The sequence below is a fragment of the Pseudomonas botevensis genome (assembly GCF_019145475.1).
GTDB lineage: Bacteria > Pseudomonadota > Gammaproteobacteria > Pseudomonadales > Pseudomonadaceae > Aquipseudomonas > Aquipseudomonas botevensis.
This window is the reverse complement of the sequence record NZ_JAHTKI010000015.1, coordinates 123065-133861: the sequence shown is the minus strand read 5'-3', so window position 1 is coordinate 133861 and position 10797 is coordinate 123065. Positions and strand designations below refer to the sequence as shown.

General features: G+C 62.5%; 8 protein-coding genes. 7 read left to right on the top strand and 1 reads right to left on the bottom strand.

The genetic code is table 11. The features are described from left to right. Positions 1-307: 307 nt before the first annotated feature. From KVQ74_RS19310 to KVQ74_RS19285, 6 genes are all read left to right on the top strand, one after another. Positions 308-916: a YqiA/YcfP family alpha/beta fold hydrolase gene (locus tag KVQ74_RS19310; protein WP_217832758.1), complete on the top strand. Its 609-nt coding sequence runs from the start codon at positions 308-310 to the stop codon at positions 914-916. Positions 917-959: 43 nt separating this feature from the next. Beyond that, positions 960-2867, top strand: coding sequence for a DNA topoisomerase IV subunit B (gene parE / locus KVQ74_RS19305; RefSeq protein ID WP_217832757.1), 1908 nt, complete (start codon positions 960-962; stop codon positions 2865-2867). After that, positions 2867-3856 carry an esterase-like activity of phytase family protein gene (locus tag KVQ74_RS19300; protein ID WP_217832756.1) on the top strand — a complete coding sequence of 330 codons (990 nt, stop codon included), beginning with the start codon at positions 2867-2869 and terminating at the stop codon, positions 3854-3856. Before parE ends, KVQ74_RS19300 begins: the two co-directional genes overlap by 1 nt. After that, positions 3853-4377: a retropepsin-like aspartic protease family protein gene (locus tag KVQ74_RS19295; RefSeq protein WP_217832755.1), complete on the top strand. Its 525-nt coding sequence runs from the start codon at positions 3853-3855 to the stop codon at positions 4375-4377. Before KVQ74_RS19300 ends, KVQ74_RS19295 begins: the two co-directional genes overlap by 4 nt. A gap of 7 nt (positions 4378-4384) precedes the next feature. Then, on the top strand, positions 4385-6649 hold the full coding sequence (gene parC / locus KVQ74_RS19290) for a DNA topoisomerase IV subunit A (RefSeq protein ID WP_217832754.1): 2265 nt from the start codon (positions 4385-4387) through the stop codon (positions 6647-6649). Between the two features lie 176 nt (positions 6650-6825). Further along, complete coding sequence (locus KVQ74_RS19285) at positions 6826-7536, top strand: PqiC family protein (protein ID WP_217832753.1); 711 nt, start codon at positions 6826-6828, stop codon at positions 7534-7536. A 358-nt stretch (positions 7537-7894) separates the two neighbouring features. Here KVQ74_RS19285 and KVQ74_RS19280 read toward each other — a convergent pair whose 3' ends face one another. After that, positions 7895-9403 (bottom strand): AhpA/YtjB family protein, encoded by a 1509-nt coding sequence (locus KVQ74_RS19280; protein WP_217832752.1) that lies wholly within the window; start codon positions 9401-9403, stop codon positions 7895-7897. Between the two features lie 134 nt (positions 9404-9537). Between KVQ74_RS19280 and serB the strand changes: the two genes are divergently transcribed. Continuing rightward, positions 9538-10752 (top strand): phosphoserine phosphatase SerB, encoded by a 1215-nt coding sequence (gene serB, locus KVQ74_RS19275; protein WP_217832751.1) that lies wholly within the window; start codon positions 9538-9540, stop codon positions 10750-10752. Positions 10753-10797: the final 45 nt, after the last annotated feature.

Below are 10797 nucleotides of genomic sequence, written 5' to 3'. Positions count from 1 at the left end.
GCCGGCACGGCAAGATCAAAAGCGGTACTCGAGCTAGCGCTCATTGTGTTGAGTGGTGGGAAGCGGGTGTGGACGGCTTTGGCTTTTGCTTTTGCTTTTGTGGGAGTGGGCTTGCCCACGAAGGCGGCCTGGAGCCGACCTGGTTCTGGTGGATGTACATATTCTTCACTGCCGCCTCGATCAGTCCCCTCTACCCCCGGGCGGTCCGACGTTTCGGGAGGGTTAGGGTGAGGGGCTTTTTTAACCACAATCCGGGCCTTTCTCCCTGTAAACTCCGTTTTCCTTAACCGACGCCCAGGGAGCTCCAATGTCCGGTTCGATCCTCTATATCCACGGTTTCAACAGCGCACCCGCCTCGAAAAAGGCCTGCCAACTGGTCGCCGTGATGGAGCAATTGGGCCTGAGCGATCGGTTGCGGGTTCCTGCGCTGCATCACCATCCGCGCGAGGCCATCGGTCAGTTGGAGCGGGCGATTGCCGAACTCGGCCGGCCGTTGCTGGTGGGAAGTTCGCTCGGCGGCTACTATGCGACTCACCTGGCCGAGCGTCATGGGCTGAAAGCCCTGCTGGTCAATCCGGCCGTCAGTCCGCACCGGATGTTCGACGGCTATCTGGGCACGCAGAAAAACCTGTATACAGACGAAACCTGGGAATTGACCCACGACCACGTGACGGCCCTGGCCGGGCTGGAAGTGCCGGCGCCCCAGGATCCGCAGCGTTATCAGGTGTGGTTGCAGACCGGGGACGAAACGCTGGACTATCGCCATGCCCAGCTGTATTACCGGGCCTGTGCCTTGCGCATTCAGGCCGGCGGCGACCACAGTTTCCAGGGGTTTGCCGGGCAATTGCCGGCGTTGCTGAGTTTTGCCGACATTGGCGCCGATTTGTATCAGGCAATCGATTTCACCGCGTTGTGATCGCTTGCCCCATTTTTCATTGAATCACTGACGACGAGACCCTATGGCCACTCCCAGCGCTAGCTCCTATAACGCAGACGCCATCGAAGTCCTCTCGGGCCTCGACCCGGTGCGCAAACGCCCGGGCATGTACACCGACACCAGTCGGCCGAACCACCTTGCCCAGGAAGTCATCGACAACAGCGTCGACGAAGCCCTGGCCGGCCACGCCAAATCGATTCAGGTCATCCTTCACGCCGACCACTCGCTGGAAGTCTGCGACGACGGTCGCGGCATGCCGGTCGACATTCACCCGGAAGAGGGCGTGTCGGGTGTCGAGCTGATCCTGACCAAGCTCCATGCGGGCGGCAAGTTTTCCAACAAGAATTACCAGTTCTCCGGCGGTCTGCACGGGGTCGGTATTTCCGTGGTCAACGCCTTGTCGACCCAGGTGCGGGTGCGGGTCAAGCGTGACGGCAACGAATACCAGATGACCTTCGCCGACGGCTTCAAGGCGACCGATCTGGAAGTGATCGGCACTGTCGGCAAGCGCAACACCGGGACCAGCGTGTATTTCTCGCCGGACCCGAAATATTTCGACTCGCCGAAATTCTCCATCAGTCGCCTCAAGCATGTGCTCAAGGCCAAGGCCGTGCTGTGTCCGGGGCTGTTGATCAGCTTCGAAGACAAAGGCACCGGCGAAAAGGTCGAGTGGCATTACGAAGATGGCCTGCGCTCCTATCTGGTGGACGCGGTCAGCGAGTTCGAGCGTCTGCCGGACGCGCCGTTCTGCGGCAACCTGGCCGGCACCAAGGAAGCGGTCGAGTGGGCGTTGCTGTGGCTACCGGAAGGCGGCACTTCGGTCACTGAAAGCTACGTCAACCTGATCCCGACGGAGCAGGGCGGCACCCACGTCAACGGTTTGCGCCAGGGCCTGCTCGACGCGATGCGCGAGTTCTGCGAATTCCGCAGCCTGCTGCCGCGCGGCGTGAAGCTGGCGCCGGAAGACGTCTGGGAGCGCATCGCGTTCGTCCTGTCGATGAAAATGCAGGAACCGCAATTCTCCGGCCAGACCAAGGAACGTCTGTCGTCCCGCGAAGCGGCGGCGTTCGTGTCCGGTGTGGTCAAGGACGCGTTCAGCCTGTGGCTCAACGCCAACCCGGAAACCGGCCTGGCTCTGGCGGAACTGGCGATCAGCAACGCCGGTCGTCGTCTGAAAGCGAGCAAGAAAGTCGAGCGCAAGCGCATCACCCAAGGGCCGGCGCTGCCGGGCAAACTGGCGGACTGCGCAGGGCAGGACCCGATGCGTTCCGAACTGTTCCTGGTCGAAGGTGATTCTGCCGGCGGCTCGGCCAAGCAGGCGCGGGACAAGGAATTCCAGGCGATCCTGCCGTTGCGCGGCAAGATCCTCAACACCTGGGAAGTCGACGGCAGCGAAGTGCTGGCGAGCCAGGAAGTCCACAACATCGCCGTCGCCATCGGGGTCGATCCGGGCGCCGAAGACATGAGTCAGTTGCGCTACGGCAAGATCTGCATCCTCGCCGACGCCGACTCCGACGGTCTGCACATCGCGACGCTGCTCTGCGCCTTGTTCGTCCAGCATTTCCGCCCGCTGGTGGATGCCGGTCATGTCTACGTGGCGATGCCGCCGCTGTACCGCATCGACCTCGGCAAAGAGATTTTCTACGCCCTGGACGACGCCGAGCGCGACGGGATTCTTGATCGCCTGGTGGCCGAGAAGAAACGGGGCAAGCCGCAGGTCACCCGATTCAAGGGCCTGGGTGAAATGAACCCGCCGCAACTGCGTGAAACCACCATGGACCCGAACACCCGGCGTCTGGTGCAGTTGACCCTCGGGGACGACTTCGCCGAAACCTCGGAAATGATGGACATGCTGCTGGCGAAGAAGCGCGCCGGTGACCGCAAGACCTGGCTCGAATCCAAGGGCAACCTCGCCGAGGTGCTGGCCTGATGCGGTTTGGCTGGGCCTTGGCGGGTGCGTTGCTGCTGGGTTCGATGGGGGTGTCGGCGGAGCCTGTGCAAGAGCTGCGCGTGCTCGCCGAGCACCCGGTCGAAGGTATGCGCGGCGGCAATCTGTCGGGGCTGGCCCTGTGCGGCAACGAGCTGTGGACGGTTTCGGATCGCGACGATGACCAGATCTACCGTCTCGATACCCGCGACCCGGTCTGGCAGGCGACTGCCGTGCGCATCGAGCCGCCGCCAGTACCCGACAGCGGCTTGCCGTGGGGCATCAAATCGCGGACCTGGGCGGCGTCGTTCGTCCGTGGTGGCGATCTGGACTTCGAAGGGATCACCTGCGACAGCGCCGGTAATCGCTACATTGTCAGTGAAGGCCACGCCGCGGTGTTGCAAGTGCCGCCGCAGGGGCCGTCGTCGTGGCTGAAAATCTCTCCGATGATGGTTCGCGAGGCGCGCGCCAGCGGCATGTTGCTGCAATTCAATGCGATCTTCGAAGGCCTGGCGATCAATCCGGCGGGCGATCAGATGTGGCTGGCCGCCGAGCGGCAAAGCCGGGGTTTGTTGCTGATCAAGCGCCAACAGACGGTGTGGGATTGTGACGGTCGCTGTGTGCTGCTCAGTGAAGGCGGGATGGAAATGCAACCGCCGCAGTTTCCCAAAGCCAGGCCGGTCAACCGGGATTTTTCCGACCTGTCATTGTTCAACGGCAAACTGTTTACCCTTGAGCGCAACGCTTACCAGATATGTCGTCGCGATGCGCAGACGGCCAAGGTCGAACTTTGCTGGTCTTACGCGGCCGAGTTGTTGCAGGGAAATCGTCGCTATTCGCAGAACTTTGGGCTGGAAGAGGCGCTGGTTATCGATGCTCAGGGTGCCTGGATCGGCGTCGACAACAATTTTGGTCCTCGCGCCGATGGCGAGGTCCGCCCGATCGTCTGGCGTTTCGCCGCGCCTGACGGCGGCTGGAGCGCCAAGCCATGAGTCAGCAACCGCCGGGCAAGCGTGCCGGTCGGGTGTTGATGATTCTGGCGTGGTGCGCGGCGCTGTTTCTGGCAACGCGGTTTTTCGGCCAGTGGGAAGATCGCCAGCAGAATCCGAACGTGGTGGTCAGTTCGCAGCAGGGCGACGGTTTTATTGAAGTGAAGCTGGCCGGCAACGCCCAAGGGCATTTTGTCGCCAGCGGCCAGATCAACGGTCAGCCAGTGGAGTTCATGCTCGACACCGGCGCGACCGACGTGGCCATCCCGGCCGACGTGGCGAAAAGCCTGAAGCTGGAAGAAGGTTTCGGTGTGACCCTGAGCACGGCCAATGGCCTGAGCCAGGGCTATCGGACCCGGATCGACCGCCTGCAACTGGGCGACATCGTGCTGCGGGACGTCCGCGCGCTGGTGGCGCCGGGCCTGCATGGCGACCAGGTGTTGCTCGGCATGAGCGCCCTGAACAAACTTGAATTTACTCAGCGCGGCGGCACCATGCTGCTGCGCCAGACAACGAACCGATGAGGCCCGCATGAGCGACAACCTTGCAGACAGCTTAGATGGCGTAGAACGCCGGTCGCTGGCTGACTTCACCGAAAATGCCTACCTCAACTACTCCATGTACGTGATCATGGACCGTGCCCTGCCGCATATCGGCGACGGTCTGAAACCGGTACAGCGGCGTATCGTCTACGCCATGAGCGAGCTGGGGCTGGACGCCGATTCCAAGCACAAGAAGTCGGCGCGTACCGTCGGCGACGTGCTCGGCAAGTTCCACCCCCACGGCGACTCGGCGTGCTACGAAGCGATGGTGCTGATGGCCCAGCCGTTCAGCTACCGCTATACGCTGGTGGATGGGCAGGGCAACTGGGGTGCGCCGGACGATCCGAAGTCCTTCGCCGCCATGCGTTACACCGAGGCGCGGCTGTCGCGTTATTCCGAAGTGCTGCTCAGCGAGCTGGGCCAGGGCACGGCGGACTGGGGGCCGAACTTCGACGGCACCCTGCAGGAGCCGCTGGTGCTGCCGGCGCGTCTGCCGAACATTCTGCTCAACGGCACCACCGGTATCGCCGTGGGCATGGCCACCGACGTGCCGCCGCATAACCTGCGTGAAGTCGCCAGCGCCTGCGTGCGTCTGCTCGATGAGCCGAAAGCCACGGTCGAGCAGCTTTGCGAACACATTCAGGGGCCGGATTATCCGACCGAAGCGGAAATCATCACCCCGCGTGCCGACCTGCTGAAAATGTACGAAACCGGCAAGGGTTCGGTGCGCATGCGCGCCGTGTACCACGTCGAGGACGGCGACATCATCGTCACCGCGCTGCCGCATCAAGTCTCCGGAGCCAAAGTGCTGGAGCAGATCGCCGCGCTGATGCAGGCCAAACCGTCGAAAGCCCCGCAGATCGCTGACCTGCGCGACGAATCCGACCACGAAAACCCGTGCCGCATCGTGATCATCCCGGTCAACAGCCGCGTCGACCACGAAGCGCTGATGCAGCACCTGTTCGCCAGCACCGAGCTGGAGTCGACCTACCGGGTCAACGTCAACATCATCGGTCTGGATGGCAAGCCGCAGCTGAAAAACCTGCGGGCGCTGCTGGTCGAGTGGCTGGAATTCCGCGTGCTGACCGTGCGTCGCCGCCTGCAATTCCGCCTCGACAAGGTCGAGCGTCGCCTGCACCTGTTGGATGGTTTGCTGATCGCTTACCTCAACCTGGATGAAGTGATTCACATCATCCGCACCGAGGATCAGCCGAAGGCCAAACTGATCGAGCGTTTCGCCCTCAGCGAAATCCAGGCCGACTACATCCTCGACACCCGTCTGCGTCAGTTGGCGCGGCTGGAAGAGATGAAGCTGCGCGACGAGCAGGACGAATTGCTCAAGGAGCAGGCCAAGCTGCAGGCGCTGCTGAGCAGCGAAACCAAGCTGAAGAAGCTGGTGCGCAGCGAGTTGATCAAGGATGCCGAAACCTACGGCGATGACCGCCGCTCGCCAATCGTCGAGCGTGCCGAAGCCAAGGCACTGACCGAGCACGATCTGCTGCCGAATGAAAAAGTCACCGTCGTGCTGTCGGAAAAAGGCTGGATTCGTTCGGCCAAGGGGCACGAGATCGACGCCACCGGCCTGTCGTACAAGGCGGGTGATGGCTTCAAGACTTCGGCGGCGGGGCGTTCCAACCAGTCGGCCGTGGTCATCGACTCCACGGGGCGCAGCTACTCGCTGGCTACCCACACACTGCCATCGGCCCGCGGCCAGGGCGAGCCGCTGACCGGCCGTCTGACCCCACCGCCGGGGGCAACGTTCGAATGCGTGCTGATGCCGGAAGACGACGGCCTGTACGTGATCGCGTCCGATGCCGGCTATGGTTTCGTGGTCAAGGGTGAAGACCTGCAAGCCAAGAACAAGGCCGGCAAGGCCCTGCTGAGCCTGCCGAACAACGCCAAGGTGATCGCGCCGCGTCCGGTGCCCGACCGCGAGCAGAACTGGCTGGCCTCGGTCACGACCGAGGGTCGCCTGCTGATCTTCAAAATCAGCGATCTGCCACAATTAGGAAAGGGCAAAGGCAACAAGATCATCGGGATTTCCGGTGAACGTGTCGCCAGTCGCGAAGAATATGTCACGGACATCGCCGTCATTCCGGATGGCGCCACACTGGTGTTGCAGGCCGGAAAACGTACCCTGTCGCTGAAAGCCGACGACCTCGAACACTACAAGGGTGAGCGTGGGCGGCGTGGTAACAAGTTGCCTCGTGGCTTCCAGCGGGTGGATGCGCTGCTCGTCGAAAACCTCAATTAAGCGTCCTAGAGCGCCAGATCTACGATTTAACCCGTAGATCGGCGCTTTGGCGCTGGAGTCGGAACGCATATTCACGGATGATATGGCCTTTCCATCGCCGGCGTGGCCGAGCGTTCTTCATATTTATTGAGTATTTTCACTGTGGTCAGCCTTGTGGCAACCACCTGGACGGGATGATGACTTCTCTGCGCCCCCTTATTTTCCTGCTCGCCGGCGTTCTTGGCCTGGCGGGTTGCAGCGTTCACCAGCCGGTGTCGCTGTATCAGCTGGACAGCGGAAGTCCGGCTCAGCCTGCGCAAAGCGCGGGCATGGCGGTTTTGCTAGGCCCTGTGGTCGTGGCCGATTACCTGCAACGCGAGACGCTGCTGCAGCGTCAACCGGATGGCAGCCTGCAAGCGTCGGCCGATGGTCGGTGGGCCGGCAGCCTTTCGTCGGATATCGATCAACTGCTGTTGCGTCAGGTTGCCGGTCATCTGGACAGCCAGCGTGTAGTGCTGGCACCCGCCACGTTGGGCTTCAGCCCGGACGTGCAGGTCTTGCTGACCATCACTCGCCTGGATTCGGGCAAGGCGCAACCGGCGATTCTCGATGCCCAATGGCGCCTGATCGACCGTCGTGGTCAGGTCCGTGACAACCGCATTGTGCATCTGCAAGAGCAGCATGCCGGGACCACTGCTGCGCAGGTTCAGGCCCAGGGCGTGCTGTTGCAGCGTCTGGCCGAGCAGTTGTCGGTGGCGCTCAAGCCACTGGCCAACCAGCCACCGGTCGCCGAGGCACCGCGCAAGCCAGCGCCGAAACCGGCAGCACCCGCGGCGGAAACCGAGAAGCAGCCGAAGATTCCAATGGCTTCACCGATCCGCACGGACATGGAAGTGTTCCGCTTCTAAGCCTGGACTGCTTGAAAACAGAGCCCGCCTTGTGCGGGCTTTGTTGTGTCTGGGGAATGGGTAGAAGATCAAAAAAACCTCACCCCAGCCCTCTCCCAGAGTGAGAGGGAGCCGACCGTGGTGTCTGACGCTGTCCATCGACCTGGAGGATCGTGTCGATTATAGAGTTGCTAGCGATGGGGCGAAGTGCTGATTCCGGATTCGGCACGGCGCGCTCAGGTCGGTGTGACGCCTGAGCATCCCCCAATCGGTTCCCTTTCCCTCAGGGAGAGGGCTAGGGTAAGGGGGCTTTCACTGTAAACAAAAAGCCCGCAGACAATCACTCATCTGCGGGCTTCGTTTACAACCGTATCAGGCCTCAGGCCCGGCGCTCATGCATCCGCGCCAGTTGCCGCTCCAGCATCGACGGATAAGGCTCCATCAACCGCTCCACGCAGCAAGCGCCCTCGGGGCTGGCGATCGGGCGGATCCGTGCACGCTGACGGATCAGCGCGTCGTCGCTGATCTTGCGCTCCACCAGCAGCAGGTTGCGGCTGTGTTGCGACAGCGCGAGTGCGTCCTGGGCGGAGTCGGTCAGCAGCAGGTCGATCTGGCTCAGGCCGAACAGTTCGTCGCCGAGGGTCAGGCCCAGCTGCAATTGCAGGGTGATGCCGCTGTCGGCGACTTCGATCTGCAACTGATGGCCCAGCGCTCGCAGCAGTTCGCCGCAGCAGATGGCGTTGGTCAGGTAGTCGTCGCCGCTGTCTTCGCTGTGGAACAGCATCAGGGTGCTGCCGTCGTTCAGCGTCTCGATTTCGCCCTGATACAGCGAAGCGGCCTGGTCGAGGCAGTCGCGATAGCGCTCCAGCAGTTCTTCCAGGCGTGCGCGCGGCAGGCGTCGCAGTTGCTCCTGGGAACCCAGTTGCACCGCCAGCACCGCCGTGTGTTGCGGCACGTTCGGGGTTGGCTGGCGAACGGCCGGTGGCGCGGTTTCGTTCAGCGATTCGTCGCGCAGGTCGGCGAACGCGTCGTCATCTTCGTCGTCCTCGACGGTGCTGACCACATGGCGTGGCGCCGGCTTTTGCGCGGCCATCGGCCGGCTCTCGTCGAAACTCGGGTCGCGCAGGTTGCGCACTTCGAATTCCGGTTCGTCGTCTTCGAGCTCGGGTTCCGGCTCAGGCTCGGGTTCGGCCGGCTCCGGAGCGTAGCTGGCGTGCAGTTGACGGGCGAGGTCGCCGATTTCGTCCTGACGCTCGATGCCCGGGGTGAATTCGTCGATCCGGCGCAGCCACACCCGCAATTGCAGCAGCGGCGTGGAAATATGCCGGCCCAGACGCAGGCTCAGAGCCAGGGCGAGCGCCAACAGGATTGCACTCAGAATGCCCATGCTTTGCAGGCTGATGGTCATCGGCTGCTGGAACTGATCCATGTCCAGGCTGATGCGCAGTTGCCCGGCGGTCACGTCCTGGAAGGTGATCTTGCTCTCGTACATGCCTTCGGCTTCGCCCAGCAGACCGTGCTTGGGACGCTGACCGGACTCGGCGAGGATGCGGTTGTCCACGCTGTAGATGGCCGCGTGGGCCACCAGTTTGTTCTTGGTCAGGTTGTTCAGCAGCACGTTGAGGCTGAGGATGTCGTTGGACACCAGCAGTTCGGTGGCGGAGGTGGCGGTCTGCGTGGTCAGGCTTTCACCCAGCGCATCGGCCTGCTCGTGCATGGCCTGCTTGAACTGCAAACCCATCACGCAGGCGTAGATCACCAGGGCCAGAGCGACCAGGATCACGTTATGGCTGGCGATGCGCAATGCAATCGGTACACGGCGGTGGCGCAGTGCACGGAAGATCAGCAGGAAGAAGTTATCGGTTTTAACTGGCGTGGGCCGGTTCACTGAGCTCGGCTCTTTTGTCCGTGAAGTTGACGCGCAGTATAGCGACAGGCCCTAGACCGGCAAAGCGCTGGCGGTGCCCGATGGTCACTGAAAGTGGGTAGAATGCGGTTTTTTTCCAGTTGCGGGGGTGCGCGTTGCGCGAAATCGTCCTGATTAACATCACCGGATCCGATCGTCCGGGTCTGACTGCGGCCATTACCGGCGTTCTGGCCCAGGGTGGTGTGAACATTCTCGACATCGGTCAGGCGGTGATCCACGACACCCTGTCGTTCGGCATCCTGGTTGAAATTCCCGACACCGAGCAAGGCCAGTCGGTGCTCAAGGACATTCTGTTCAAGGGCTACGAGCTCGAGCAGCAGGTGCGTTTCACCCCGGTGTCCGAAGAGGATTACCAGCAGTGGGTGGGCAACCAGGGCAAGAAGCGCCACATCGTCACCCTGCTGACCCGCAAAGTGACTGCCGGCCAGTTGCAGGCCGTGAGCTCGATCACCGCCAAATACGGCCTGAACATCGATCACATCGACCGTCTGTCGGGGCGCATGCCGCTGGACACGCCGGCCGACAAGGGCAAGGGCTGCATCGAGTTCTCCGTACGTGGCGAAGCGGCTGACCCGCAGGCCCTGCGCGCCGAATTCCTCAGCGTCGCCCAGGAGCTGAACGTCGACATCGCCTTCCAGGAGGATTCGCTGTTCCGCCGCAATCGCCGCCTGGCGGTGTTCGACATGGACTCGACCCTGATCGAGGCCGAAGTCATCGACGAGCTGGCGAAGGCGGCCGGCGTGGGTGACAAGGTTTCGGAAATCACCGAACGGGCAATGGCCGGCGAGCTGGATTTCCGCGCCAGCTTCAAGGAGCGCCTGGCGTTGCTCAAGGGCCTGGACGTCAGCGTGCTGGACTCCATCGGCGCTTCGCTGCGTCTGACCGAAGGCGCGGAAACCCTGTTCGCCGAACTCAAGCGCCTGGGTTACAAGACCGCGATCCTGTCCGGTGGCTTCACTTATTTCGCCAAGCAATTGCAGGAAAAGCTCGGCATCGACTACGTGTTCGCCAACGAACTGCAAGTGGTCGATGGCAAATGCACGGGCGTGGCGGTCGAGCCGATCGTTGATGCCCAGCGCAAGGCTGACCTGTTGAAGGAACTGGCGCAGAAGGAAGGCTTGCGTCTGGAGCAGACCATTGCGGTCGGCGACGGCGCCAACGATCTGCCGATGCTGGCGATTGCCGGCCTGGGCGTGGCGTTCCGCGCCAAGCCGCTGGTCAAACAGTCGGCCAAACAGGCGATTTCCACCCTGGGGCTGGATGGCGTGCTGTATCTGCTGGGCTTCCGGGATCGCGACGGGCAACTCTGAGTTGTGCGCGTCCTCTTCGCGGGCAAGCCTGCGAAGAGGAAGCCT

Coding starts and splice junctions, on each gene's coding strand:
- KVQ74_RS19310 (WP_217832758.1), top strand. CDS start 308: ATGTCCGGTTCGATCCTCTATATCCACGGTTTCAACAGCGCACCCGCC.
- parE (WP_217832757.1), top strand. CDS start 960: ATGGCCACTCCCAGCGCTAGCTCCTATAACGCAGACGCCATCGAAGTC.
- KVQ74_RS19300 (WP_217832756.1), top strand. CDS start 2,867: ATGCGGTTTGGCTGGGCCTTGGCGGGTGCGTTGCTGCTGGGTTCGATG.
- KVQ74_RS19295 (WP_217832755.1), top strand. CDS start 3,853: ATGAGTCAGCAACCGCCGGGCAAGCGTGCCGGTCGGGTGTTGATGATT.
- parC (WP_217832754.1), top strand. CDS start 4,385: ATGAGCGACAACCTTGCAGACAGCTTAGATGGCGTAGAACGCCGGTCG.
- KVQ74_RS19285 (WP_217832753.1), top strand. CDS start 6,826: ATGACTTCTCTGCGCCCCCTTATTTTCCTGCTCGCCGGCGTTCTTGGC.